Source organism: Solwaraspora sp. WMMA2065 (assembly GCF_030345075.1).
Classification (GTDB): Bacteria; Actinomycetota; Actinomycetes; order Mycobacteriales; family Micromonosporaceae; genus Micromonospora_E.
Genome location: NZ_CP128361.1, coordinates 1403863 through 1429905, shown reverse-complemented (window position 1 = coordinate 1429905; position 26043 = coordinate 1403863). Strand labels below are relative to the sequence as shown.

The 26043-nt window shown below is 71.8% G+C and carries 25 protein-coding genes; 7 read left to right on the top strand and 18 right to left on the bottom strand.

Annotated features, from left to right (window positions below; translation table 11 throughout):
• Positions 1–515: 515 nt before the first annotated feature.
• Positions 516–2138 carry an amidohydrolase gene (locus tag O7610_RS06575; protein WP_289212822.1) on the bottom strand — a complete coding sequence of 541 codons (1623 nt, stop codon included), beginning with the start codon at positions 2136–2138 and terminating at the stop codon, positions 516–518.
• A gap of 182 nt (positions 2139–2320) precedes the next feature.
• Here O7610_RS06575 and O7610_RS06570 point away from each other — a divergent pair, with 182 nt between their 5' ends.
• Positions 2321–3712: a KamA family radical SAM protein gene (locus O7610_RS06570; RefSeq protein WP_289212821.1), complete on the top strand. Its 1392-nt coding sequence runs from the start codon at positions 2321–2323 to the stop codon at positions 3710–3712.
• Positions 3713–3728: 16 nt separating this feature from the next.
• Here O7610_RS06570 and O7610_RS06565 read toward each other — a convergent pair whose 3' ends face one another.
• From O7610_RS06565 to O7610_RS06550, 4 genes are all read right to left on the bottom strand, one after another.
• Entirely contained in the window at positions 3729–3917 is a 189-nt protein-coding gene (locus O7610_RS06565; protein ID WP_475053674.1) for a CsbD family protein, read from the bottom strand.
• 228 nt (positions 3918–4145) lie between these two features.
• Positions 4146–4589, bottom strand: coding sequence for an Lrp/AsnC family transcriptional regulator (locus O7610_RS06560; RefSeq protein WP_281554833.1), 444 nt, complete (start codon positions 4587–4589; stop codon positions 4146–4148).
• Between the two features lie 16 nt (positions 4590–4605).
• Entirely contained in the window at positions 4606–5745 is a 1140-nt protein-coding gene (locus O7610_RS06555) for an acyl-CoA dehydrogenase family protein (protein WP_281554832.1), read from the bottom strand.
• An 82-nt stretch (positions 5746–5827) separates the two neighbouring features.
• On the bottom strand, positions 5828–6985 hold the full coding sequence (locus tag O7610_RS06550; protein ID WP_281554831.1) for a DUF4037 domain-containing protein: 1158 nt from the start codon (positions 6983–6985) through the stop codon (positions 5828–5830).
• A gap of 60 nt (positions 6986–7045) precedes the next feature.
• Here O7610_RS06550 and O7610_RS06545 point away from each other — a divergent pair, with 60 nt between their 5' ends.
• Entirely contained in the window at positions 7046–8023 is a 978-nt protein-coding gene (locus tag O7610_RS06545) for a 5'-3' exonuclease (protein WP_281554830.1), read from the top strand.
• On the opposite strand, the gene O7610_RS06540 is transcribed toward O7610_RS06545, so the two are convergent.
• On the bottom strand, positions 7994–8893 hold the full coding sequence (locus O7610_RS06540) for an MHYT domain-containing protein (RefSeq protein ID WP_289212819.1): 900 nt from the start codon (positions 8891–8893) through the stop codon (positions 7994–7996). The genes O7610_RS06545 and O7610_RS06540 overlap by 30 nt on opposite strands.
• A gap of 169 nt (positions 8894–9062) precedes the next feature.
• Positions 9063–11846: a DEAD/DEAH box helicase gene (locus O7610_RS06535; RefSeq protein ID WP_289212818.1), complete on the bottom strand. Its 2784-nt coding sequence runs from the start codon at positions 11844–11846 to the stop codon at positions 9063–9065.
• Positions 11847–11989: 143 nt separating this feature from the next.
• Between O7610_RS06535 and O7610_RS06530 the strand changes: the two genes are divergently transcribed.
• Entirely contained in the window at positions 11990–12769 is a 780-nt protein-coding gene (locus O7610_RS06530; protein WP_289212817.1) for an HAD family hydrolase, read from the top strand.
• Here O7610_RS06530 and O7610_RS06525 read toward each other — a convergent pair whose 3' ends face one another.
• The 6 genes from O7610_RS06525 to O7610_RS06500 all read right to left on the bottom strand — a co-directional run bounded on the left by O7610_RS06525 (position 12770) and on the right by O7610_RS06500 (position 17443).
• Entirely contained in the window at positions 12770–13699 is a 930-nt protein-coding gene (locus tag O7610_RS06525) for a diacylglycerol kinase family protein (RefSeq protein ID WP_289212816.1), read from the bottom strand. It abuts the gene before it with no gap.
• Positions 13696–14655 carry a twin-arginine translocase subunit TatC gene (gene tatC, locus O7610_RS06520; RefSeq protein WP_289212815.1) on the bottom strand — a complete coding sequence of 320 codons (960 nt, stop codon included), beginning with the start codon at positions 14653–14655 and terminating at the stop codon, positions 13696–13698. The genes O7610_RS06525 and tatC overlap by 4 nt, the downstream gene beginning before the upstream one ends.
• Positions 14656–14673: 18 nt before the next feature.
• Positions 14674–14976: a Sec-independent protein translocase subunit TatA gene (tatA, locus tag O7610_RS06515; protein WP_123601527.1), complete on the bottom strand. Its 303-nt coding sequence runs from the start codon at positions 14974–14976 to the stop codon at positions 14674–14676.
• Positions 14977–15182: 206 nt separating this feature from the next.
• Entirely contained in the window at positions 15183–15434 is a 252-nt protein-coding gene (locus tag O7610_RS06510; RefSeq protein WP_281554824.1) for a hypothetical protein, read from the bottom strand.
• Between the two features lie 9 nt (positions 15435–15443).
• Positions 15444–16451 (bottom strand): helix-turn-helix transcriptional regulator, encoded by a 1008-nt coding sequence (locus O7610_RS06505; RefSeq protein ID WP_289212814.1) that lies wholly within the window; start codon positions 16449–16451, stop codon positions 15444–15446.
• Positions 16448–17443, bottom strand: a complete 996-nt coding sequence (locus O7610_RS06500) for a helix-turn-helix transcriptional regulator (protein ID WP_289212813.1) — start codon at positions 17441–17443, stop codon at positions 16448–16450. The genes O7610_RS06505 and O7610_RS06500 overlap by 4 nt, the downstream gene beginning before the upstream one ends.
• 80 nt (positions 17444–17523) lie before the next feature.
• Here O7610_RS06500 and O7610_RS06495 point away from each other — a divergent pair, with 80 nt between their 5' ends.
• A complete protein-coding gene (locus O7610_RS06495) occupies positions 17524–18621 on the top strand; it encodes a DUF3866 family protein (RefSeq protein ID WP_289212812.1) in 1098 nt (365 codons plus the stop codon).
• 46 nt (positions 18622–18667) lie between these two features.
• Here O7610_RS06495 and O7610_RS06490 read toward each other — a convergent pair whose 3' ends face one another.
• The 4 genes from O7610_RS06490 to rfbA all read right to left on the bottom strand — a co-directional run bounded on the left by O7610_RS06490 (position 18668) and on the right by rfbA (position 21887).
• The gene (locus tag O7610_RS06490) at positions 18668–18889 is read right to left on the bottom strand and encodes a hypothetical protein (RefSeq protein ID WP_289212811.1); all 222 of its coding nucleotides are present in this window, start codon (positions 18887–18889) and stop codon (positions 18668–18670) included.
• Positions 18890–18906: 17 nt separating this feature from the next.
• Positions 18907–20265 carry a Pup--protein ligase gene (gene pafA / locus O7610_RS06485; RefSeq protein ID WP_123601522.1) on the bottom strand — a complete coding sequence of 453 codons (1359 nt, stop codon included), beginning with the start codon at positions 20263–20265 and terminating at the stop codon, positions 18907–18909.
• A gap of 90 nt (positions 20266–20355) precedes the next feature.
• A complete protein-coding gene (locus tag O7610_RS06480; protein ID WP_281554819.1) occupies positions 20356–20979 on the bottom strand; it encodes a dTDP-4-dehydrorhamnose 3,5-epimerase family protein in 624 nt (207 codons plus the stop codon).
• Entirely contained in the window at positions 20979–21887 is a 909-nt protein-coding gene (gene rfbA, locus O7610_RS06475; protein WP_281554818.1) for a glucose-1-phosphate thymidylyltransferase RfbA, read from the bottom strand. Before rfbA ends, O7610_RS06480 begins: the two co-directional genes overlap by 1 nt.
• 207 nt (positions 21888–22094) lie before the next feature.
• Between rfbA and rfbB the strand changes: the two genes are divergently transcribed.
• The 3 genes from rfbB to O7610_RS06460 all read left to right on the top strand — a co-directional run bounded on the left by rfbB (position 22095) and on the right by O7610_RS06460 (position 25095).
• A complete protein-coding gene (rfbB, locus tag O7610_RS06470; protein ID WP_281554817.1) occupies positions 22095–23081 on the top strand; it encodes a dTDP-glucose 4,6-dehydratase in 987 nt (328 codons plus the stop codon).
• Complete coding sequence (gene rfbD / locus O7610_RS06465; RefSeq protein WP_289212810.1) at positions 23078–23962, top strand: dTDP-4-dehydrorhamnose reductase; 885 nt, start codon at positions 23078–23080, stop codon at positions 23960–23962. Before rfbB ends, rfbD begins: the two co-directional genes overlap by 4 nt.
• 86 nt (positions 23963–24048) lie before the next feature.
• Positions 24049–25095: a glycosyltransferase family 2 protein gene (locus tag O7610_RS06460; RefSeq protein ID WP_281554815.1), complete on the top strand. Its 1047-nt coding sequence runs from the start codon at positions 24049–24051 to the stop codon at positions 25093–25095.
• A 45-nt stretch (positions 25096–25140) separates the two neighbouring features.
• On the opposite strand, the gene prcA is transcribed toward O7610_RS06460, so the two are convergent.
• A complete protein-coding gene (prcA, locus tag O7610_RS06455; protein WP_281554814.1) occupies positions 25141–25995 on the bottom strand; it encodes a proteasome subunit alpha in 855 nt (284 codons plus the stop codon).
• Positions 25996–26043 lie beyond the last annotated feature (48 nt).

Below are 26043 nucleotides of genomic sequence, written 5' to 3'. Positions count from 1 at the left end.
TCCGACGAAGGCTACCGGCAAGCCCGCCCGACCGACGACGACAGCCACAGCCGGCGACGCACCGCCCACCGAACGAGAAATCGGGGCGCGGCCGATCCGGCCGCGCCCCGCGCTCCCAGGCCCCTCCCCCGCCGATGCGGCAGGACGACCGTACGGCGACCTTCGGACCGGCCAACCGGGAACTGGCTGCCCCCGACGGACCGTTGTCTACTGGCCCCGCACGACCACCTGCCCGTACACCGGAAAGTCGCGGCCGGTTCGCGCCGCCTCGCCGACCCTCGCCCACTGGACCTGGCCGATGCGGACACCACCCGTGGCAATCCACGAGCGGCACAACCACACTGCGACAACAGTCGCTCGGCCAGCGGACGAAGAAACGAAGCGAACAACAGCCGCTTCCCGTGGTAGGACTCAAAGACGGTACGCGGGCCACCCCCGGTGCTGTCAACCCGGCCCAGGAACATCGACCACCGCCACCGGCGTGTCATCACCGGCGTGTCACCGGCCGCCCCCGCTCACCCCACACCGGCCGCCGCCCGATCCGCCGCCACGAAGATCTCCCGCCCCCGCAGCACCGTCCGCAGACACCGCGGCAACGGCGTCGGATCCGCCGGCCCGCGCAGCGCAGGATCCTCCGCCACCAGGACCGGCAGGCCGTCCGCCGACACACCCGCCGGCGTCTCCCACACCGCGAACGTCGCCGCCGCCCCCAGCGCCAACGCCCCCTCCTGCGCGGTCTGCACCACACCCGGCGGCAACGCTCGCCAACCGCCCCTGGTGTGCGCGGCGAACGCCGACCGAACCGCCAACCGTGACGCCGGATTGAAGTGCGAAACCGCAGCCCGCACCCCACCCCACGGATCCAGCGGCGTCACCGGCGAGTCCGAACCGAATGCCAACGTGACACCCACCCCGTGCAACGCCCCGAACGGATTCGACGCCAACGCCCGGTCCACGCCCAGCCGCGCCGCGTACATCTGACCCTCACCACCCCACAACCGGTCGAACGCCGGCTGCACGCTGGCCACCACCCCGAACTCGACGAACGCCCCGATCACCCGCTTGTCGACCAACTCGACGTGCTCCACCCGGTGCCGGCCGGCCCGCAGCCGCTCCATCCCGACCTCGCCGGCCGCCACCGCGAAACCGTCCACGACCGCCGCCACCGCCGCGTCACCGATCGCGTGGAACCCGCCCTGCACCCCCGACCGGACACAATCCACCAGATGCGCCGCGACCTGATCGGCGTCCAGGAAACAACTGCCACAGCCGCCGCCGTCGACGTACGGCTGCGACAGGTACGCCGTCCGCGACCCCAACGCGCCGTCGGCGTACAGGTCACCACCGGCGGCCACCGCACCCAACTCCCGGGCCCGGGCCGCGCCCAGAAACTCCCCCCAGTACCCGTACACCTCCGGCAGGCCGTCGCCCGACATCGCCAGCACGGAGACGAAGTCGGACTCCGACGACGTCTGCGGACCGCCGCACTCGTGCACCGCCGCGATACCCGCGCCGGCCGCCGCAGCCAACGCGGCCCGCTGCGCCGCCGCACGCTGCGCCGGTGTCAACGACCCGAACGCCACCGCCCGCACCGCGTGATGGTCGTCCTCCCGCACCCACCCCGGCGGATCGGAGCGTTCCGCCAGACCCGGCACCGCCGCCAGCATCTCCGACGACACCAGCGCCGAATGGATCGACGCCTGAGACAGGTACACCCGCCGACCGCCCGACGCCGCCGACAACTGCCGCGCGTCCGGCGGCACCGGCCGCTGCCACGTCGACTCGTCCCACCCGTGCCCCAGCACCACCGCGTCAGCCGGCAGCCCCGCCGCGAAGCCGGCCACCCGGTCGACCAGCTCGGCCGGGGAACGCACCGACGACAGATCCAGGCCGGACAGCACCAGGCCGGTGTCGGTCGCGTGCACATGCGCGTCGACGAAGGCCGGAGTCACCAGCGCGCCGGCCAGGTCGACCACGACGTCCGCCGTGGGCGCGTCCGCGTCCGCGCCCAACCAGCCGATCCGGCCGTCGCGCACCAGCAACGCCGTCGCTCCCGGCACCGCCGGGCAGTACAACCTGCCGCCCCGGTACAGGACCACGGGCAGACCGGCCTCCGAACTCACCGTACGAGTCGTCATCTGCTCAGTCTGCTCCCCACCTGCGCGGGAGACGACAGCTGCCCACCGGAGCCACCGATCGACAACCGAATCACCACCTAGCACCTAGCAGGACCGGAAGACTTACGGCAGACTAGTCAACACACAGGAAATTATCCAGGAGTGCGGTACGCCCCACCGGACGCACCGAGCCAGGAGGACCGATGCCGCAACCCACCTCGGCGAACAGCCCCGGAACCACCCCGACGCTGCCCCAGCCGTACGAATACCAGCGCCGCGAACTCGTCGAACCCGACTGGACCCGACTACCCGGCTGGCGCGAGGTCACCCCCGAACAGTGGCAGTCCGCCCAGTGGCAACGGGCCCACTGCGTCAAGACCGTCGCCCAACTGCACGCCGTCCTCGGCGACCTCGTCGACGACGACTTCTACGCCGAACTCGGCGCCGATCAGAGCCGTCACGCCACCATGTCCATGCTGGTCACCCCGCAAATGATCAACACGATGGTGCCGGGCGGCGCACCCGACGGCGACTCCCTGCGGGCCGACCCCATCCGGCGCTACATGCTCCCGCTGGCCAGCGACCGCCGGACCGACTGGCCGTCCCACCCGTACGCCAGCCGCGACTCCCTGCACGAACACGACATGTGGGTGGCGGAAGGACTGACCCACCGCTACCCGACCAAGGTCCTCGCCGAACTCCTCGCCACCTGCCCGCAGTACTGCGGCCACTGCACCCGGATGGACCTGGTCGGCAACTCCACCCCGACCATCGACAAACTCCGCCTGACCCTCAAGCCCACCAACCGCTACCAGGCGCACCTCGACTACCTGTGCGGGCACCCCGGAGTTCGCGACGTCGTCGTCTCCGGCGGCGACGTGGCGAACCTCCCCTGGCGGCACCTCGAAAGCTACCTGCAGAGCCTGCTGGAGATAGACAGCATCCGGGACATCCGGCTGGCCACCAAGGCACTCATGGGCCTACCCCAGCACTGGCTGCAGCCCGATGTCGTGGCCGGCCTGGAACGCGTTGCCCGCACTGCCGCCAGCCGCGGCGTCAACCTCGCCATCCACACCCACGTCAACCACGTGCAGTCACTCACCCCGCTGGTCGCCCGGGCCGCCCAGACCGCGCTCGACGTTGGCATCCGCGACGTCCGCAACCAGGGGGTGCTGATGCGCGGCGTCAACGCCGACCTGCACAGCCTGCTCGATCTGTGCTTCGCGCTCCAGGGCGAAGCCGGCATCCTGCCGTACTACTTCTACCTCTGCGACATGATCCCCAACGCCGAGCACTGGCGGGTCCCGGTCTGGACCGCGCAACAGTTGCAGCACGACCTGATGGGCTACCTGCCCGGCTACGCCACCCCACGGATCGTGTGCGATGTGCCGCTGGTCGGCAAGCGCTGGGTGCACATGCTGACCGAGTACGACCGGGAGCACGGCATCTCGTACTGGACCAAGAACTACCGCACCTCGCTCGACGGCACCGACGACGACCTGGGGCGGCGGTACCCGTACTACGACCCCATCGACACGCTGCCGGAGTCCGGACAGCGGTGGTGGTCCCGGCAACGGACGACCACCACCGGCTGATCCGGCCCGCTGCTCGTCAGCCGCCGAACGCGTCCCGTACGTCGCGGCCGGCGTCCTTCGCATGCTCCCCCGCGTCCTTGGTCCGGGCCTTGCTCGCCTCGGCAGCGCCCTCGGCCCGCATCTGCTCGTTGTCGGTCGCCGCGCCGTAGCGCTCCTTCGCCTGGCCCTTGAGCTCCTCGGCCTTGTTGCGTGCCTTGTCGGTCATGCCCATGGTCGATCACTCCTATCGCGGTACTGACCGGACGGTTTCCGTCCGTGCTTCCTGCATGCCCGGCGTGGTGGGCTTCAAACGGTACGGGGGTTGGTGCGTGCCTGCGGCTGTGTAGGAGGATGCTGGGCACAGCGTCTAGCGCGTCCTAGGATGATAGGAAAGGGCTGGGTCTCGCAGTCCTGGCAGGGGACAAGCGGCAGCAGAGTCAGGACCCGTTCAGACTCAGACCAACTTTGGTGGACGCGACTCGTACGGGGTGGACAGCACCACCGTCGTCCGGGTGGTGACGTTCGCGGCCGTACGGATCTCCTGCAGCAGCCGTTCCAGGTCCGCCGGACTCCCCACCCGGACCAGCAGCAGGTAGAAGTCCTCCCCCGCCACCGAGTAGCAGGAGTCGATCTCCGCCAGATGCGACAGCCGTTCCGGGGCGTCGTCCGGCTGGGAAGGGTCGAACGGCCGGATCGCGACGAACGCGCTCAACGGCAGCCCCACCGCCTCGTACGACACCCGGGCGGTGTAGCCGTTGACCACCCCGCGCTGCTCCAGCCTGCGCACCCGCTGATGAACCGCCGACACCGACAGGCCCACCCGCTCGGCCAGCTCGGTGTACGACACCCGGCCGTCGGTGGTCAGCGCGGCGACGATAGCCCGATCAGTCTCTTCCACGGCGAGAAACCTACCGTCACCGGGCCAGTGCCCGGGAGATCACCACCCGCTGGATCTGGTTCGTCCCCTCCACGATCTGCAGCACCTTCGCCTCGCGCAGGTACCGCTCCACCGGATGGTCAGCCACGTAACCGTACCCACCGAGCACCTGGACCGCGTCGACGGTGACCTTCATCGCGACATCGGTGGCGAACAGTTTCGCCTTGGCCGCCTCGACGGCGTACGCCCGACCGGCGTCGCGTAACCGGGCCGCGGCCAGGGTCACCGCCCGGGCTGCCGCCACCTGGGTGGCCATGTCCGCCAGCAGGAACCCCAGGCCCTGCAGGTCGATGATCGGCCGGCCGAACTGCTCCCGCTGCCGGGCGTAGCCGACCGCGTGGTCGAGCGCGGCCTGGGCCAGCCCGACCGCGCAGGCGGCGATCCCCAGCCGGCCGGCGGCCAGTGCGGACATCGCCACACCGAAGCCGGTACCCGCGGCACCGACCAGGTGGTCCGCCGGCACCCGGGCCTGGTCGAACACCAGCTGGGCGACCGGGGAGGAACGCAGACCCATGGTCCGCTCCGCCGGCTGCGCCAGCACGCCGGCAGTGCCGGCCGGGACGAACAGACACGAGATGCCCCGCGTGCCCGGTCCGCCGGTGCGGCAGAAGACGTTGTAGAAGTCGGCCACCGCGGCATGGGTGATCCACGCCTTCGTCCCCGTCACCACGTAGTCGTCGCCGTCGCGAACCGCCCGGGTGGTCAGCGCCGCCGCGTCCGACCCGCCCTGCGGCTCGCTGAGGCAGTACGCACCCAGCAGCTCACCGCCGAGCATCTCCGGCAACAGCTTCCGTTGCTGGTCGGTGCCGTACTCGGCCACCGGATAACACGACAACGTGTGCACGCTGACCGCCTCGGCGACCGCCAACCAACGGCTGGCCAGCACCTCCAGCACCTGCAGATACACCTCGTAGGGCTGGCCCGCGCCGCCGTCGGACTCCGCGAACGGCAGGCCGAGCAGGCCGGCCCGGCCGAGAGTGCGGACCACCTCCCGGGGGAACTCGGCCCGTGCCTCGAAGTCGGCGGCCCGGCCGGCCAACTCCCGGTCGGCGAGCTCGGTGGCCAACTCGATCAGGTCGTACGCCTCGGGCGTGGGCAGGACTCGTTCGACGGTCATGGTGGGTGCGCTCCAGGATGGTGAGCGGGCCGGCGCCGGCCCACGGTGGCGGGCCGGCGGTATCGATCGACACCCAGCAAGCTTAACGTTCGTTTGGCCGCGTCCCGTCGTGGTCCAGTCCCAAGACGCGACCCATCACCATTCGGGTCCGCGCGACATCGGTGAGCAGCGCGGTGTGGTCGACGACCTGATCCACCGCCCCCAGCACCGGCAAAGCCCGCAGCTCGCGGTCACCGATAGCCGACCACAGGGCCCGGGCGAACCTGTCCGCGTCGAGCACCAGGTACGGCCGGTCCCGGAACGGCCGTACCGTCGGCTCCACCGGCGCGGCCAGCGCGAGCTGGTTGGTCCGCACCGCCAGTAGCTCGTACGCCTGACACAGCCGCCGCTGCCGCACGCTCCACCCGGTCGCCGACAACGCCGCAGCCAACGTCGCGCACAGCCCGTCGTCGTCCGGAAGCCGGGCGAACGCGCTGCCCAGCCACTTGTGGTACGGCGGGTAGCAGCGGCCGACCAGCAGCGCCAGCCGCATCAGGTCCCGCACGATCCGGGCGGTCACCACCGCGCCGCCGATCTCGTCGCCGACCTCACCGCACCGGCCGACGAACGGCTCCTCGCCGGCCACCCGGGCCCAGGCCGCGGCCAGCACGTACCGCCAGATGTCCGGTGGGTACCAGGCGAGAACCGCGCGGCGACCGGTAAGCCCACCGGTCGGTCCGGCCGACCGGGCCACCACGTCCGGCAGGGCGTCGTGGAACACGTCCCCGGCGGTGAACTCGGCGAGCCGCTGAGTCGGGGTGGCGAGCCAGTCCAGCCGGCCCGGCCCGTCGGCCGGATCGAAGCCCAGCACCCGCTGGCACCAGGCAGACACGTCCGTCACCGTCACCCCGTGCCGGGCGCCGTCGAGCGCCGGCACGCCCAGAGTGCGGTCGGCGTCTGGCGCGAACCTGGTCGGGAAGCCCAGAAAGGTCGCTGGCAGGTCCTCGGTGACGGCGGCGCACACCTGGTCGGCCAGGCCGGCATCTGTGCAGTCGAGGAACACCTGCACCCGCGGACCCCAGTCATGGTCGCGGGAGCGTTCCGTGTCGAACCCGAACAGCTCCGAACCGGTGTCCATCCGGGCCGCGGCGTAGCGCAGCCGGGGGAACCGGGCGGCGATCGCCGGCGCCACCACCGCGTGGTGAAACCGGCGGCTCAGCTCCAGGCCGGGCAGGAAGCTCATGTCGGCAGCCTGCCGCACCAGCCCGACGGTCGTGCCGGACAACCAGCGGTGTCACCGGGCTGTGCGAGGCTGTAGCGCGTGAACCCACCCGACCCCCTGCTGGCCGTCGACGCCCCGAGCCTGTACTTCCGGGCGTACTTCGGGGTACCCGAGTCCGCCGCCCGCACCGCCGACGGCGAACCGGTCAACGCCGTACGCGGCTTCCTCGACATGCTTGCCGCGCTGATCACCCGGCGGCGGCCGGCGCGGCTGATCTGCGCCCTCGACCACGACTGGCGGCCCGCCTGGCGGGTGCGGTTGCTGCCGTCGTACAAGGCACACCGGGTGGCACCCACCGGCGGGGAGATCGTCCCGGACACCCTGGTGCCGCAGCTGCCGGTACTGCTGGACGTGCTGTCCGCGCTGGGGGTGCCGGCGGTCGGCGTGGCCGGCTATGAGGCCGACGACGTGCTCGGCACGCTCGCCACCCGCCAGGCCGGCCCGGTCGAGGTGGTCTCCGGCGACCGGGACCTGTTTCAGCTGGTCGACGACGACCACCCGGTCCGGCTGCTCTACGTCGGTCGGGGGGTGGCCAAGCTGGAGGACTGCGACGGCGCGGCCGTCGAGCAGCGCTTCGGCGTACCGCCCGCCGGGTACGCCGACTTCGCCGCACTGCGCGGCGACCCGAGCGACGGCCTGCCGGGAGTGCCGGGCGTCGGCGCCAAGACCGCCGCGCGGCTGCTGCAGCGGTACGGCGATCTTGCCGGGCTGGTCACGGCACTGGACGACCCACGGTCCGGGTTCGCTCCCGGTCTGCGGGCCCGGCTGGCGGCCGCCCGCGACTACCTGGCGGTCGCGCCGACCGTGGTACGGGTGGCCAGGGACCTCGATCTGGCGGTCGAACCGGTGCGGCTGCCCGCCGCACCGACCGACCCCGACCGGTTGATGGAGCTGGCGGACCGGTGGAACCTCGCGGGTTCCTGCCGGCGGCTGGTCGACGCGATGGCACGGGGCGCCGGCGGGTCCGGCGGTGCGGACGCTAGCGGGTCAGGCGTTGAACCCGTTGAACCCGCCTGACCGGCTCGACGCGTTCTGTTCACCGCCGGTGTTCGAGCCGCTGCGTAGCGGGGTGAACCCGTTCGGCCGGGCCGGGGTCGGTGGCTGTGGGGTGCTACGCCGCTCGGCGATCCGCGCGTCGAGGTACGCCGCCGCCGCCCGGTCCTCCTCGGTCGGGGCGGACAGGACCGCGTACACCAGGCCGATCACCACGAGCAGCACCGCCACGCCGATCGGTACCAGCAGGGTTGCCGCGGTCGCCCCGTTGAGCACTCCGGTCGGCTCGTGCAGGTGTACCGACATCGCCGTCATGCCGGTGAAATGCATGCCGTTGACCGCGACACCCATCAGCAGCGCGGATCCGGTCATCGCCAGCGGCCGGCGGACCGTGACCGCCAGCCACAGCGCCACCGTTGCCGCGATCACCGCGATCACCACGGAGATGGTCACCCGTCCCGGCGCGTAGTCGATGTCGCCGTTGAGCCGCATCGCGGCCATCCCGGTGTAGTGCATCGCGGCCACGCCCAAGCCGGTGATGACCCCGCCGAGCAGGATCTTCACCAGCGACGGCCGGCCGAAGCCGACCAGGAACAGCCCGAACGCGACTGCGGCGATCGCGATCACCGCGCTGGCGATGGTGATCGCGATGTCGTAGCGGATCTGGGTGCCGGCCACGCTGAAGCCGAGCATCGCCATGAAGTGCATGGTCCAGATGGCGGTGCCGCCGATCGCGAAAGCCGACAGCGACAGCCACCAGGCCCGCCGGCCCGGGGTGTCCGACTCTCGGACCCGCACGGCGCAGATCAGTCCGAGAAACGAACCGAGCACCGACAACGCGTAACTCAGCGTTGGCGTAATGAAGCCGTATTCAAAATGATTGATATCTGCCACGTCCGCCCCCTTCGACCCGAACCACAGGCTGGTACTCCCCGGACCGATGGTGAGCAGCGGAAACGGTCTTCGCAAGCGAGCGTTCGGTTGTTTTGCCGGGCCGTGTCGACATTGTGACGCACCACCGGTTCCGGCGACTACGGTGCGCTGTTCGACCGTCGACCGGCAGTCACCCCGTCGTCTGGTACGCCAGCACGCCGCGCTGCAGCGCGGACACCGCCTGCGCGGCGGTCCGCGCCAGCTGCGGCGACGCACCCCGGGCCTGGGCCAGCTGTCCGAGCATGTCGGCGACCTGCCGGGCCCACCGGACGAAGTCCCCGGCCGGCATCTCCCCGTCCAGGCTGTCCCCGCTGGCCAGCACCTTGGCCAGCGGCTCGCCCCGGGCCCACCGGTAGATCGGCCAGACAAAGCCGAGATCCGGCTCCCGGGTCGGCTCCAGGCCGGCGGCCGCCTCGTCGGCCTCCAGGCTGGCCCAGATCGCGGTGGTGGCGTCCACCGCGGCGGTGACCGCCCCCCGCGGCAGCGCCGCCCGCTCGTCGACGTCGCGGCGGGCCTCGTAGACCACCACCGACACCGCGGCGGCCAGCTCCGCCGGCGCCAGACCGTCCCAGACACTTCGGCGCAGGCACTCGGCGACCAGCAGGTCGGTCTCTGTCCAGATCCGAGCCAGCATCCACCCGGCGTCGGTCACCGTACCGTCCGGTGTCAGGTAGCCGCGGTCGGTCAGCAGACCGCAGACCCGGTCAAAGGTCCGGGTCAACGACCCGGTCCGGCCCGCCACCCGGGCCCGCAGCTCGTCGGTGTCGCGGGCCAGCCGGTGCCGGCGTTCCGCCCAACGGGCGTGCTCCTCCCGGTCCGGACAGCTGTGGCAGGGGTGCCGACGCAACTCGGCGCGCAACTGGGTCACCCGGTCGTCGTCCCGGTCACCGCGCGCCCGCCCCCGGCGGCGGGCGCCGTGGCGACCCAGGCCCGTGCCGGCCACCGCCGCCGCCAGATCCCGCCGGGCCGCCGGTGACCGGTGGTTGAAGTGCTTCGGCACCCGGATCCGGGTCAGCACCTCCGCCGGCACGGTGAAGTCGCCGACCGACACCCTGCCCGCCCACCGGTCCTGGGTCAGCACCAGCGGGCGGGGCTCGCCGAACCCGCCCGCTCCAGGATCCAGTACCACAGCCAACCCGGCCCGTCGACCCGACGGCACCCGGATGACGTCACCGACCCGCAGCCGCTCCAGCGAGTCGACCGCCGCGGTGCGCCGCTGCTGCTGACCCTGCCGGGCCAGCTCCCGCTCCCGGTCGGCAATCGCCACCCGCAGATCGAAGTACGCGTCGAAGTCGCCGAGGTCACAGCGCACCTCGACGCCGTACGCCTCGATGGTCTCGGTGTTGCGCTGCGCCTGCCGGGCCAGGCCGACCACCGACCGGTCCGCCTGGAACTGGGCGAAGGACGACTCGAGCAGCTCCCGGGCAGCGTCGAAACCGACGGTGCCGACCAGGTTGACCGCCATGTTGTAGGACGGTCGGAAACTCGACCGCAGCGGGTAGGTCCGGGTCGAGGCGAGCCCGGCGACGTGCCGCGGATCGACCTCCGGCGACCAGACCACCACCGCGTGGCCCTCCACGTCGATGCCGCGCCGGCCGGCCCGCCCGGTCAGCTGGGTGTACTCGCCCGGGGTCAGGTCGACGTGCGCCTCCCCGTTGAACTTGACCAGCCGCTCCAGCACCACGCAGCGGGCCGGCATGTTGATCCCCAACGCCAGCGTCTCGGTGGCGAACACGGCCTTGATCAGGCCTCGGACGAACAGGTCCTCGACGACCTCTTTGAAGGCCGGCAGCATGCCGGCGTGGTGCGCGGCGAGACCGCGTTCCAGCCCGTCCAGCCAGCCCCAGTAGCCGAGCACCGACAGGTCCTCGGCCGGCAGGCTGGACAGCCGCGACTCCACCAGCCGACGGATCTCGGCGCGCTCGTCCGGGGTGGTCAGCCGCAGACCGGCGGCCAGGCACTGGGCGACGGCGGCGTCGCACCCGGCCCGGCTGAACACGAACAGGATCGCCGGCAGCAGACCTTCCCGCTCGAGGCGTTCGATCACGTCCGCCCGCAGCGGGGGACGCCAGCGCGGGCCGCGACCACCGGACCGGCCCCATCCCGGCCCGTGGGTACGGCCGTCACCGAGTTCCAGCCGGCGCAGCATCTCCCGGCTGTAGCGCAGCAACTCGGGATGCACGTCATGCTTGCGGGCCGCGTCGGCGTCGTGGAACAGGTCGAACATCCGCCGCCCCACCAGCATGTGCTGCCACAGCGGGACAGGGCGGTGCTCGCTGACCACCACCTCGGTCTCGCCACGGACGGTGACCAGCCAGTCGGCGAACTCCTCGGCGTTGGACACCGTCGCGGACAGCGACACCAGGGTGACCGACGACGGCAGGTGGATGATCACCTCCTCCCAGACCGCTCCCCGGAACCGGTCGGCGAGGTAGTGCACCTCGTCCATCACCACGTACGCCAGTCCGTCCAGAGTGGCCGAGCCGGCGTACAGCATGTTGCGCAGCACCTCGGTGGTCATCACCACCACCGGCGCGTCGCCGTTGATCGCGTTGTCCCCGGTCAGCAGCCCCACCTGGGCAGCACCGTACCGGCCGACCAGGTCGTGGTACTTCTGGTTGGACAGTGCCTTGATCGGGGTGGTGTAGAAGCACTTGCGCGGCGGACCACCGGCCGGCGTGGTACCGGCGCGCAGCGCCAGGTGGACCGCGAACTCGCCGACCACCGTCTTGCCCGCCCCGGTCGGCGCGCAGACCAGCACCCCGCTGCCCCGTTCCAGGGCCTGGCAGGCGGCCCGTTGAAAGTCGTCCAGGTCGAAACCGAGATCGAGGGTGAACTCCCCGAGCGAGGGAAAGGCGGCGGCCTGCGCGGCCCGGCGGCGCGCTGCGGCGTACCGCTCGGCGGGGCTCGACATACCGCAAGATTAATCGCAGCCGGCCGGTGGCGTCCCGGTCAGGGGTCTCGTCACTCCTGGGCGCCGAGGGTCGAGCAGCGGCGGCAGTCACTCGGGTTAGGGCAACCTACCGGGCCGCCGAGCCGGCTCGATAGGGTGCAGGCGTGCCGGATCATCCCGAACGCCCCCGCGACGACGTATCCGCCGGTCCCGGGTACGAACCGGCCGCCCGGCCGCGACGCCGCCCGGTCGAGGCGGTCCTGTTCGACTTCCACGGCACCCTCGCCCAGGTCGAGGACCCGGTCCGCTGGGTCGTCCAGGGTGCCGAGGCGTGCGGGGTGACCCTGGACCGGGGGCGGGCGACCGTCCTCGCCGACCGGCTGCTGACCGCCGGCCGGGCCGGCGGGCCGCTGCCCACCCGGGTGCCCGCGCAGCTTGCCGAGGTGTGGGCCGACCGCGACCTGTACCCGCAGGCGCACCGGGCCGCGTACACCGGGCTGGCCGCGACGGTCGACAGCGGGGTGGACGGGCTGGCCGACGCCCTCTATCAGCGGCTGCTCGGACCGGACGGGTGGCTGCCGTACGCGGACACCGCCGCGACGCTACGGGCCCTGCACGCCGCCGGGGTGCCGGTCGCCGTGGTCAGCAACATCGGCTTCGACATCCGCCCGCACTTCGCCGCCTGGGGCCTGGCCGACCTGATCGACGCCTGGGCGTTGTCCTACGAGGTGGGCCGCTGCAAACCCGACCCGGCGATCTTCCTGCGGGCCTGCGGGATGCTGCGGGTCGACCCGGAGCGGACGCTGATGGTGGGCGACACCCCGGCCGACGCGGGCGCCGTACGGGCCGGCTGCGCGGCGCTGGTGCTGCCGGCGGCCGACCCGGGCCGGGCCAACGGACTCGCCGCCGTGCTCGACCTGGCCACCGGGGAACCGGACCGGTGATCACCACAGCAGCCGCAGTGCTCCCGGCACGGCGGTGACGGTCACCGGCAGCGGCCCGAGCCGTTCACCGTCGGCGTAGCAGACCAGGTCCGGCGCGTCGATCGTCACCTGGCGGGCCCGGAGACTGCGCACCATCGGGTGGTCGACGTGGCCGCCCCGACGGACCTGCGGCTTGATCCGGATCAGCGTACGGCGGGTGACCGGCCCGGCCACCACCACGTCGAGCAGGCCGTCGGTCGGGTCAGCCGCTGGGCAGATCCGCATCCCGCCGCCGTAGCTGGCGCAGTTGCCGACCGCGACCAACACCGCGTCGAACTCGTCCGGCTCGCCGTCGCACACCATCCGGTAACGGCGCGGCCGCAGCCGGGCCAGCTCGACCGGGACCGCCAGATCGTACCGGCGCGGCCCGGCCGGCCAGCGCATCCGATTGGCCCGCTCGTTGACGACCGCGTCGAACCCGGCCGCCAGCACCGCGCCGAACCACCGGTCCGGTCGGCCCGGTGCGGACACCCGGGCCAGGTCGACGGGCCGGCTCCGGCCGACGGCCAGAGCGGCGGCGATCACCGCCGCCGCGCGGGCCGGATCGGCCGGAAAACCGGTGCAGGCGGCGAAGTCGTTGCCGGTGCCGGTCGGCACCGGACCCAGCGGGACGTCGGTGCCGGCGAGCGCCTGCAGGGCAAGGTGCACGGTGCCGTCGCCGCCGAGGGTCACCACCGCGGCCGCACCGCCGTCCACCGCGGCCCGGCAGGCGCTCGCCGCCCGGTCGGCGGTGGCGGCGGTCAGCAGCCGCACCGGCCGACCGGTCGCCGCCAGCGCCTCGCGGACCAGCGGCAGGACGGCCGAGTGCCGGCTGCGGCCGGCATTCGGGTTCGCCAGCACCGCCACCGAGCCGGGCACGACGGCGGACGGACCGCCGGCCGGCCCGGTCACGTCATGTCGTCGTAGCGACGCTCGATCGGCAACGGCTTCGGCACCGGCTGGGTCGGCACGACCGGGGTGACCGTCTCGGTCCGCTCGGCGACCGCGACCGGCTGCGGGTCGTCGTCCAGCGGCGACGCCTCGTCGTCGTCCAACCCGGCGTACACCTCCTTGCCGCGACCACGGCGCTTGTCGTTGAGGAACGCCACCCCGACCGCGACGAAGTACAACAGCGCCAGACACGCCGCCAGCAGGGTCATCCCGAAGGGGCCGGGGTCCGGGGTGGCGACCGCTGCGAAGGCGAAGCAGACGAAGACCACCGCGCGCCACCAGCTGAGCAGGCGGCGTGCGCTGACCACGCCGGTGAAGTTGAGCATCAACAGCACCAGCGGGAACTCGAACGCGACCCCGAACAGCAGGATCATCGTGGTCACGAACGAGATGTACCGGGTGACCTCGAGCTGGGTAGACAGGCCGGTGACGCCGGATTCGAGCAGGAACGCCAGCCCTTTGTCGACGACGAAGTAGGCAAGCATGGCGCCGGCCAGGAACAGCGGTGCCGCGATGGAGACGAAGACGTACGCCCATCTGCGTTCGTGCCGGTGCAGGCCGGGAGCGATGAACGCCCAGAGCTGGTAGAGCCAGACCGGGCCGCCGACGATCAGGCCGATCCAGAGCGCCAGCTTCAGCTTCAGGACGAAGCCGTCAGCCGGAGACAGCTGCAGGAACTCCCGGCAGGTGCCGTCTGCGGTCGTCTCGCCAGTGCCGGGCAGCTGGCAGTACGGCTGCTTGAGCAGTTGGAACGCCGGTTCGGCGAGGAAGAATCCGACGATCAGCCCGACGACGATCGCCAGCGAGGCCCAGAACAGTCGGGTACGCAGCTCACGAAAGTGCTCGATCAGGGTCATCGAGCCGTCGGAGGCACGGTCGAACTTGCTCGGACCGCGCCGACGCAGGGCGAAGCCCACGGCAGGAGACCTTTCCGGTCAGTTGGCGTCGCGGACGCGCTGCGGCTGATCGGCCGCCGGGGCCGGCGGTGGCTGGTAGCCCGGCTGATGCACGCTGGTCGGCTCGATCACCGGCTCGGCCTGGTACGGCGCGCGGCCGTGCTGGGCGTCGGCCTTCTCGGCGAGGTCCTTGTCGTCGTCGGCGAGGCTCTTCGTCTCGGCCTTGATGATCCGCAGGGATCGGCCGAGTGACCGCGCCGCGTCCGGCAGCCGCTTGGCGCCGAAGAGCAGGATCAGCACGACCACAAGTACGGCGATGTGCCACGGCTTCAGGGCATGCATGGCATAGCTCCAGTCGGTGCGTCGGGTGGTGACGAGCCCTATCGTACGTGCGTTCGCGGGGTCCGCCACCTGCCAGACCGGGTCAATCTGGCCTGGTCGGTGAAGTCTCAACCACGATCAACCGACCCGTCAACCACGGACGGCACAACGCTGACCGGCGCTTCGCAGGCACTGGCCGAACAGGCCAGGCCGGCGTGACCGGCTGGTCAGCCGGGGTTGTCCGGCCGGTCCCCGGGCCGTCCGGGCCGGGTGGTGGCCGCCAGGCTCTGCTCCATCTCCGCCAGCCGCAGCTGCAACCGCTCGGCCTGCGCCGCCAACGCCTCGGCTTCGCCCTGGCGGCGCTGCAGGGCGAGCGCGGCACGGCGCAGCGCGGGCAACCGGGTCAGCACCGGACGGACCGCCGCGACGAGCACCAACAGCGCGCATCCCAGCACGGCGAGAACGATCCAGGTCAGCACCTGAGCAGACTAGCCGCTAGCGGACAGGTCCGCAGCCGGTGCACCACCGGGAACGGCGTACGCAGCAAGCGCGGCGGACGCGGCCGCGTGCACCTGCGCGACCAGCTGCACCGGAGCGACCACCGTCACGTCCGGGCCCAGCCCGAGGACGAACCGGCGGGCCCAGGCCAGATCGGTGACCCGCATGGTGACCAGCCACTCGCCGTTCGGTTCGACCCGGACGTCCTCGCACGGGTAGTACTCGGTGATCCACCGACCGCACCGGCCGACCCGCAGGACCACCGACGGCAGGCCCGGCGTCGGCTGGAACGCGGCCTCCCGGGGTTCGTGCCGACCGGCCTGCGGCGGTACGGCGGCCGGCTGGTCGAGCTCGACCAGGGCGTCGACCCGGTCGGCCCGGAACAGCCGGACCGCCTCGGCCCGCCGGCACCAGGCCTCCAGATAGCCCCGACCGCCGATCATGAGCACCCGGATCGGGTCGACGACCCGGTCGGTGGTCTCGTCGCGGGCCGCCGTGTAGTAGGTGATCCGTACCGCCCGGCCGCTCTGTGCCGCCGACCGCAGCCGGTCCAGCCGGGCCGTGTCTCCGGGCAGGCGTACCGCGACCGGGGCGCCGGCCGACTCGCCCGCCGCGTCCTCGATCTTGGCCAGTGCCCGCTCGACGGCGTCCCGGTTGGCCAGCCCCGGCGTCTCGGCCAGCATCCGCAGCGCCACCACCAGGGCCAGAGCCTCGTCCGGCGTCAGCCGCAACGGTCGGTCGATGCCGGCGTCGTAGGTGATCGTCACCCGGTCGCCGTCGAACGCCATGTCGATCAGGTCGCCCGGACCGTAGCCGGGCAGCCCGCAGACCCACAGCAGCTCCAGGTCCTCCCGCAGTTGACGCGCGGTGGTGCCCAGGTCGGCGGCGGCCTGGGCGATCTCCACGCCCGGCCGGGCCAGCAGGTAGGGCACCAGGTTGAGCAGCCGGGCGAGCCGGTCGGCGGAGGCCCGCGAGCCGGTCGGTCGGGACGTGGTCACCCTCGCACCTCCGCACCGGCCGGCTGGTGCGCCACCACGATCTCCTTCAGCCGCTGGATCACCAGCTCGCGCAGCTCCGGCGGATCGAGCACCCGCACGTCGGCGCCGTACCTGGCCAGCTGGCCGGCGAGCGCCTCCGGCTCGGCGTAGCGCAGTGTCAGCCGGTCCCCATCGGGGCCCGGGACGCAGGACTCCGCGCCGCGCCGCAGGCCGGCGGCCCGGCCCGGCCCGGTCAGCACGGTGGCCACCCCGGTACGTTCGACCGGGTCCGACCAACGGGCGACGTGACTGATCAGGTCGACGTCGGTCGGCGGGGAGAAACTGCCGACCCGACCGGTGAGCCGCACCGCGCCCACCACCCGGGACAGTCGGAAGCAGCGGGTGGCCGCACGGTCCTGGTCGTGGCCGACCACGTACCAGCGGCCCCGCCAGCAGACCACCCCCCAGGGCTGCAGCCGTCGCCGGGTGGGGGTGTCGCCGCTGGGCACCCGATAGTCGAAGGTCACCGGACGCCGGTCGCGGGCCGCGGCGGTCAACGCGGCGAATGCCGGGTCGACCGTGACCACCGGTTCCACCCCGAGGGTGGCCTGCGGATCCACGTCGATGCCGGCGGCCCGCAACTTGGCCAGCCCGGACGAGGCGGCGGCGGCCAGCCCGGCGTGCTGCCACAGCCGGGCGGCGATGCCGACCGCGGCGGCCTCCTCCGGCTCCAGCGGGATCTCCGGCAGCGCGTACTCGCGGTGGGCGATCCGGTAGCCCGGTTCGCTGTCGAAGGCGCTGGCCGCGCCGGTCTCCAGCGGCACGCCGAGGTCCCGCAGCTCCGCCTTGTCCCGCTCGAACTTGCGCTGGAACGCCTCGTGGTCACGGACGTCGGACGGATCGTGTTCGTAGCCGGGTACGGTCGCGGCGATCTGCGCGGCGGTCAGGAAGCGCCGCGTCGACAACAGGCAGATCACGAGATTGACCAGGCGTTCGGTCCGGTTGCGGGACACGGCACGACGCTAGCAGTGTCGGCGGTGCAGCGACCGCCCCGCCCGGCCGCTGCACGGGGGCGCAGGTTAGCGTGCCCGGCATGGTGCGATGGCGTGACGGCAGGGTCACCGCGGTCCGGCGGCGGTGGCGGGGGGCGGTCGAACTGGACGTCGCCGTCGACGGGGAGCCGGTACGCGCGGTGGCCTACCCGGAGCTGGTCGGCGAGCCCGAACCCGGCGACCGGGTGCTGCTGAACGTCTCGGCGCTGCTGATGGGGCTCGGCACCGGCGGGTACGCCCTGGTGGTGGCGGTGCCGGACCGGCTGCCGCCGGACCCGCCGGGCGGGCGGGACCGCTCCGACGGGCATCTGGTGAAGGCCCGCTACACCCCGCTGCAGGCGATCGTGTGCGGGGTCGACGAGGAGGCGTCACCGCACCGACAGGTGCTGGCCGACGCCGAGGACCTGGCCGGGATGCCGGTGGTCACCGCCGACCTGCACTCGGCGCTGCCGGCAATCGTCGCCGGCGTCCTCGCCGACCGCCCCCGGCTGCGGGTCGGGTACGTGATGACCGACGGCGGGGCACTGCCCGCCGGCTTCTCCCGGACCCTCGACGGGCTGTCCGGCACGCTCGCCGGCACAGTGACCGTGGGCCAGTGCTTCGGCGGCGATCTGGAGGCCACCACCGTGCACAGCGGGCTGCTGGCGGCCCGGCACGTGCTGGCCGCTGACGTGACGGTGGTCTGCCAGGGTCCGGGCAACCTCGGCACCGGCACCAGGTGGGGTTTCTCCGGCGTCGGGGTCGGCGAGGCGGTCAACGCCGCCGCCGTACTCGGTGGACGACCGGTCGGCGCGCTGCGCATCTCCGCCGCCGACCCTCGGCCGCGCCACCGCGGCCTGTCGCACCACAGCAGCACCGCGTACGGCCGGGTGGCGCTCGCCCCGGCGGACCTGGTGGTCCCGGCGGACCTGCCGGCGGAGATCTCCGACGAGGTCACGGCCGCGCTGCGTCAGCTGGTCACCCCTGCCGGCCGGCACCGTGCGGTACGAGTCGCCACCGACGGTCTCGACGCGGCGTTGCGGGCCAGCCCGGTGCCGCTGCGCACGATGGGCCGGGACCTGGCTGGCGACCACGCGTACTTCCTGGCCTGCGCGGTCGCCGGCCGGCACGCGGCGACGCTCGCCGGCGGCGACGGCTGACCCGACAGCACTGGCCGGCGGCGACGGCCGACCCGGCGGCACCGGCTCAGCTGACGATGATCAGGACCGCCCAGGCACCCAGGATGAGCGCCAACGCCGTGGCGAGCACCCAGGTCGGCACGGTGTAGTCACCGCGGCGGTTGCGGGCGATCTCTGCGGCGATCTTGTTGCGCCGTCGCTCGAGCCAGGTCTCGGTCCGGGGAAACGGACTCGGCCGGCCGGGGGCGGTCGTCGGCGGCGCGGGATCGTCGCGGGTGGGGTCAACCATCGTCCGTGAGCCTACCGTCACATGCTCGCGATCAGCCGCTCCACCCGCTCGTCGTAGGCCCGGAACGGGTCCTTGCACAGCACGGTGCGCTGGGCCTGGTCGTTCAGCTTGAGGTGGACCCAGTCGACGGTGAAGTCCCGCCGCTTCTCCTGGGCGTGCCGGATGAACTCCCCGCGCAGCCGGGCCCGGGTGGTCTGCGGCGGTGTCTCCTTCGCCTCGAAGATCTCCGGGTCGGTGGCCACCCGGTCGACCTGGCCGCGCCGCTCCAGCAACGCGTACAGCCCGCGGCCGCGGCGCAGGTCGTGGTACGCCAGATCCATCTGGGCGACCCGCGGATGGGACAGCGGCAGATCGTGCTTGCGCTGGTAGCGCTCGATCAGCTTCAACTTGGTCACCCAGTCGATTTCCCGGGCGACCGGGTCCAGGTCGCCGGTCTCGACCGCCCGCAGTGCCCGGCCCCACAGCTCGACGACCCGTTTGGCGGTCTGGTCGCCGCCCCGGCGTTCGACGAACTCGGTCGCCCGGGCCAGGTACTCCTGCTGGATCTCCAGCGCGCTGACCTCCTTGTTGGAGGCGAGGCGGATCTTGCGCCGGCCGGTGATGTCGTGGGAGACCTCGCGGATCGCCCGGATCGGGTTCTCCAACGACAGGTCCCGCATGACGACGCCGGCTTCGATCATCCGCAGCACGATGTCCGCGCTACCGACCTTGAGCAGCGTGGTCACTTCGTTCATGTTGGAGTCGCCGACGATGACGTGCAGCCGGCGGTACCGCTCGGCGTCGGCGTGCGGTTCGTCGCGGGTGTTGATGATCGGCCGGGACCGGGTGGTCGCCGAGGAGACGCCCTCCCAGATGTGCTCGGCCCGCTGGGAAAGGCAGTAGACCGCCCCGCGCGGCGTCTGCAGGACCTTGCCGGCGCCGCAGATGAGCTGCCGGGTGACCAGGAACGGGATCAGCACGTCGGCCAGCCGACCGAACTCGCCGTGCCGGGACACGAGGTAGTTCTCGTGGCAGCCGTACGAGTTGCCGGCCGAGTCGGTGTTGTTCTTGAACAGGTAGATCTCGCCGGCGATGCCCTCGTCGTGCAGCCGCTTCTCGGCGTCCACCAGCAGCCCTTCGAGGATCCGCTCGCCGGCCCGGTCGTGCGCCACCAGGTCGGTGACCGAGTCACACTCCGGGGTGGCGTACTCCGGGTGGGATCCGACGTCGAGGTAGAGCCGGGCCCCGTTGCGGAGGAAGACGTTGCTGGACCGCCCCCAGGAGACCACCCGGCGGAACAGGTAGCGCGCCACCTCGTCCGGCGACAGCCGCCGCTGGCCGCGGTAGGTGCAGGTGACACCGTACTCGGTTTCGAGCCCGAAGATTCGCCGTTCCATGACCAGACATTAGCCGCCCCGAGGGCTCCGTGGTCAGTCTCGGGCGACCTGTCGGGCGAACGACGCCCGACAGGTCGCTTTCGCGCAGAGTTATTGGCCAGGCGCGTACGGCGACTCGCCGGCGGAGAGCCGGGCAGCGAACTCCCGACAGCGGCCGTAGTCCGGCAGCAGGCCGTCGGCGCGGGCCTGGGCCAGTGTCGGGGCCGCATCGTCGCGGGCGGACAGCTGCGGCGCGGCGACCGGCCAGTCGATGGCCAGGTCGGCGTCGAGAGGATGTACGCCGTGCTCCGCGCGCGGGTTGTAGGTGGTCGAACAGAAATAGTTCAGGGTGGCGTCGTCGGACATCGCGCAGAACCCGTGCCCGAGTCCTTCGCTGAGGTAGACCGCGCGGCGGTCCACGTCGTCGAGCCGCACCGCCGTCCACCGGCCGAACGTCGGTGAACCGACCCGCAGGTCCACGATCACGTCGACCACCGCGCCCCGTACGCAGCTGATGTACTTGGCCTGGCCAGGCGGCACGTCGGCGAAGTGGATGCCCCGGACCACGCCATACGCCGAGACCGACAGGTTGCCCTGGGCCAGCCGCAGCGGATGCCCGACCGCCCCGGCCAGGTGGTCGAAGCGGTACCACTCCATGAACAGCCCGCGCGGGTCACCGTGCTGCTGCGGGGTGACCTCCCAGGCGCCCTCGATCTCGAGCTCCCGGATCTTCATCAGGCCTCCTCGGCCGGACCGGCTTCGGACAACCGGTGGTCGTTGCGCTCCTCGATCAGGCTCAGCAGGTAGCTGCCGTAACCGCTTTTGGTCAGCGGCTCGGCGAGGGCGCACAGCTGATCGTCGTCGATCAGGCCGGCGCGCCAGGCGGACTCCTCGACGCAGCCGATCTTCATGCCCTGGCGTTCCTCGATCACCCGGACGAACTCGGCGGCCTGCATCATCGAATTGAACGTGCCGGTGTCCAGCCAGGCCGTTCCCCGGTCCAGCACGGTCACCGACAGCTGACCGGCCCGGCGGTACGCCTCGTTGACCGCCGTGATCTCCAGCTCGCCGCGGTCGCTCGGTTTCAGCCCTGCGGCGATCTCCACCACCTGGTTGTCGTAGAAGTACAAGCCGGGCACCGCATAGCGCGACCGCGGCCGCTTCGGCTTTTCCTCGATCGACAGGACCCGGCCGGCGGCGTCGAAGTCGACCACGCCGTACGCCTCGGGGTTGGCCACCGGGTAGGCGAAGATCAGGCCGCCGGTGAGGTCGGCGTGGTCGGACAGCTTCCGGCCCAGACCGATGCCGTGGAAGATGTTGTCGCCAAGGATCAACGCGACGGACTCATCGCCGATGAAGTCCGCGCCGAGCACGAATGCCTGGGCGATGCCTTCCGGCCGGGGCTGCGCCCGGTAGCTCAGCCTCAGCCCGAACTGCGCTCCGTCGCCGAGCAGTCGTCGGAACTGCGGTTGATCCTCCGGTGTGGTCACGACCAGGATCTCCTGGATGCCGGACATGATCAGGGTGGCGAGCGGGTAGTAGATCATCGGCTTGTCGAAGACCGGCATGAGCTGTTTCGACACGGCGCGAGTGATCGGCCAGAGCCGAGATCCGGTACCGCCAGCGAGTAGGATTCCACGCACGGCGGGAGCCTACCGGCCTAACCACCCACAGCAACCGTCAACGGGCTCCCTCTACGGGCCGGTCACGGATGTCGGGCCCTTCGTCCGACATCCGCTCGGCCGGTCGTGCACCAGTCCATTGCCGGGACCGGCGAGGACATCGTCGGAAAGCCGTCACCGGCGATCCCCTGGGCCGACGGCGCCGGTGTCCCGTAGACTCCCGGACCTGTGAGAGTCCTCGTCACCGGCGGTGCCGGCTTCATCGGATCCGAATTCGTCCGGATGCTGCTCACCGATCCGAACGCCCCGGTCAGTCCGGCTACGGTGACCGTGCTGGACAATCTGACCTACTCCGGCAATCTCGCCAACCTGGCCCCGGTCCGTGACGACCCACGGTTTGCCTTCGTCCAAGCGGACATCTGCGACGCCGCCGCCGTCGACCGAGCACTCGCCGGACACGACATGGTGGTGCACTTCGCCGCCGAGTCGCACGTTGACCGGTCGATCACCGGTGCCGCGGAGTTCGTGACCACCAACGTGGTGGGCACCCAGACTCTGCTCGACGCGGCGCTGCGCCACGGGACGGACCGGTTCGTGCACGTCTCGACCGACGAGGTGTACGGGTCGATCGACGAAGGGTCGTGGACCGAGGACTGGCCGTTGTCGCCGAACTCACCGTACTCCGCGTCCAAGGCCGGCTCCGACTTGGTGGCCCTGGCCTACCACCGGACACACGGCATGGACGTCGTGGTGACTCGCTGCTCCAACAACTACGGGCCGTACCAGTTCCCGGAGAAGGTCATCCCGCTGTTCGTCACCAACCTGCTGGACGGCGGTACGGTGCCGCTGTACGGCGACGGCGGCAACGTCCGGGACTGGCTGCACGTGCGGGACCACTGCGTGGGCATCACGCTGGTCGCCGCCGGCGGGCGCGCCGGCGAGGTCTACCACATCGGCGGCGGGACCGAACTGACCAACAAGGAGCTCACCGCCCGGCTACTGGACGCCTGTGGGGTGGGGTGGGAACGGGTCGTCCCGGTCACCGACCGTAAGGGACACGACCGGCGCTACTCGCTGGACATCAGCAAGATCTCCCACGAGCTGGGCTACACCCCGAGTGTCACGCTGGACGAAGGACTGGCCGACACGGTCCGCTGGTACCGGGAGAACCGGCCCTGGTGGGAGCCGCTGAAGAAGCCTGTGGCGTCGTCGTGACCGCCGCAGACCGGTGGCTGGTCACCGGTGCCGGTGGGATGCTGGGGCGGGACCTGCTGGCCGCGTTGGCCGACCACCCGGACACCCGGTCGGTGACCGCGCTGACCCGTACCGATTTGGACATCACCAACCCGGCGGCGGTCGCTGCCGCCGTCGACGGGCATCAGGTAGTGATCAACGCCGCAGCGTGGACCGACGTGGACGGCGCGGAGGCGGCTGAGGAAGCCGCCACCGCCGTCAACGGCACCGCCGTGGCGCATCTGGCCCAGGCTTGCGCCGACCGTGGGGCGCACCTGGTGCACGTCTCCACCGATTACGTGTTCGCCGGCGACGGCACCTCCCCGTACCCGGAGGATGCCCCGACCTCACCTGTCAACGCGTACGGTCGCAGCAAGCTCGTCGGTGAACAGGCCGTCGCCCGGCTGCTGCCGGAGCGCGGCTACGTGGTCCGGACCGCGTGGCTCTACGGGGCACACGGACCCAACTTCGTCGCGACCATGCTGCGGCTGGCCGGCGAGCGGGAGCACCTCGAGGTCGTCGATGACCAGCATGGTCAGCCGACCTGGTCGTACGCCCTGGCCAACCAGCTGGTCGCGCTCGCCGCGGCGGCGGTCGCCGGCACGGCGAGCGCCGGGTTTTACCACGGAACGGCGAGCGGGCAGACGACCTGGTGTGGGCTGGCCCGGGAGGCGTTCGCGCTGCGCGGCCTCGACCCGACGCGGATCCGTCCCACCACCAGTGCCAACTTCCGTCGGCCCGCCGCCCGACCGACGTACTCGGTGCTCGGACATCAACGTTGGGCGCGCGCCGGCCTACCGGTCATGGCAGACTGGCGGAGCATGCTCTCCACCGCGTTGCGCGACCCGGCGTTCGGCGGCTGACCTGTCCGGGCCGCCGGTCCAGCCGGCAGGACAGGCACGCCGCGTCAGAGGCGCCCGGATTCCCCCGGCCCAGGAGAGAAACCGACATGTCGGAAAATAGTAGTGAATTCCGTACGCCGTCCGGCCTGCCCCGGGTCAGTGCCGTCGTGCTGGCCTGGGGCGCGGAACCGCTGCTGCGCCGATCGGTGGAAGCCCTGCTCGCCTCGGTCAAGGTCGACGTCGACGTGGTGTTGGTCGACAACGGGTGCACCACCGACGATGTCACCGTGCTGCGTGAGGTTCCCGGCGTCACGGTGGTCGGCGACGGCCGCAACGTCGGCTTCTCCGCCGGCTGCAACGTCGGCGTGGCCGCCGCCGTCGGCGAGTACGTGGCATTGGTCAACGGCGACGCGGTGGTCGAGCCGACCACCGTCGCCCGGCTGGTGGAGGAGCTCGCGGACCCGAGCGTCGGCATCGCCGCCGGCGCGGTCCGCCTGGCCGACGAGCCGGACCTGCTCAATTCTCGCGGCAACGAGGTGCACGTGCTCGGGTTGAGTTGGATCGGCGGATTCCGGGAGCGGGAGACCCGCACCGAACCGACCGAGACCGCCGGTGCGATGGGTGCCTGCCTGATGACCCGCCGGGCGCACTGGGACCGGCTGGGGGGCTTCGACCCGCACTACTTCGCGTACCACGAGGACGCGGACCTGTCGATCAGAACCTGGCGGGTCGGGCTGCGAGTGGTCAACGTGCCGGACGCGGTGGCGCTGCACCGCTACGAGTTCAGCCGCAACAGCTTCAAGTTCTACCTTGTCGAACGCAACCGAGTGATGTTCGTGGCCACGGTGTGGGGAGGGCGGTCGCTGGTGCTGCTCGGCCCGCCACTGCTGGCTCTGGAGTTGGCGGTGCTGGTGCTGGCCGCCCGACAGGGCTGGCTGCCCGACAAGCTCCGCGGCTACCGGTGGCTGTGGCAGCACCGCAGTCACCTGCGCCAGCGCCGGGCACAGCTGCAGGCCGAGCGGACCGTCCCGGACCGGGTGTGGATGCGAGTCCTCGCCGATCGGCTGGACACCCCGCTGATCGACCCGCCGGGCAGGAAGGTACTCAACGCGATGCTGGCGGCGTACTGGCGGACGGTACGACACTGGGTGTGACGCACCAGGCCGAAGCGCCGCCCTGGCGCGGCACACCGCGCCCGGTCAGTCCTGTTCGGTGGGGCCCGAATCGCCGGCGGCATCCTCCAGGTCGGCGGAGGCGGCCGAGGAAGTCGGCTTTCCCGGCGTCGACTCGGGCACCCGGGGACCGCCGGACCTGCCTGCTTCTGCCGACGAGGGCTCGTCCGCCGAGGTGGCGGCACCCCCGTCGAGCAGCGCGGTCAACGCGGCGCCGGCGATCCGGCGGAAGGTCCGGCCACGGCGGCGGCGGTCGAGCACCGCCACCTCCAACTGGTTGGCGGCGATGCTGCGGGTCGCGCCGTTCTCACCGCCCACTTCGGCGAGGGCCCGCACCGCCAGCCCGACGGCGTCGGACAGCGACATGTCGGCCCGATGGTCGGTTCGCAACACACCGGCGATCGTCTCGGCATGACCGCCCATCGCCATCCACCCCGGCTCGTCGGTGACCGAGCCGTCGTAGGTCAGCCGGTAGATCTCGTCAGCAGCCGGCTCCAGCCCGACCTCAGCAACGCAGATCTCCACCTCGAACGGCTTCGACTGCTCGGTGAAGATCGACCCGAGGGTCTGCGCGTACGCGTTGGCCAGCGCCCGCCCGGTCACGTCGCGACGGTCGTAGCTGAGGCCGTTCAGGTCGGCCATCCGCACCCCGGCCCGGCGCAGATTCTCGAACTCGTTGTATCGGCCGACGGCGGCGAACCCGATCCGGTCGTAGATCTCGCTCACCTTGTGCAGGGCGCTGGACAGATTCTCGGCGACGAACAGCACACCGCCCTCGAAGCTCAGCACCAGCGCGCTACGGCCCCGGGCGATGCCCTTGCGGGCGAGCTCGGAACGGTCCCGCATGATCTGCTCGGGCGAGGCGTAAAACTGCATTGCCACGGCGGCGGCTCTCCTTCGACCAGGTGGTAACGACTACAGCGGACGAGA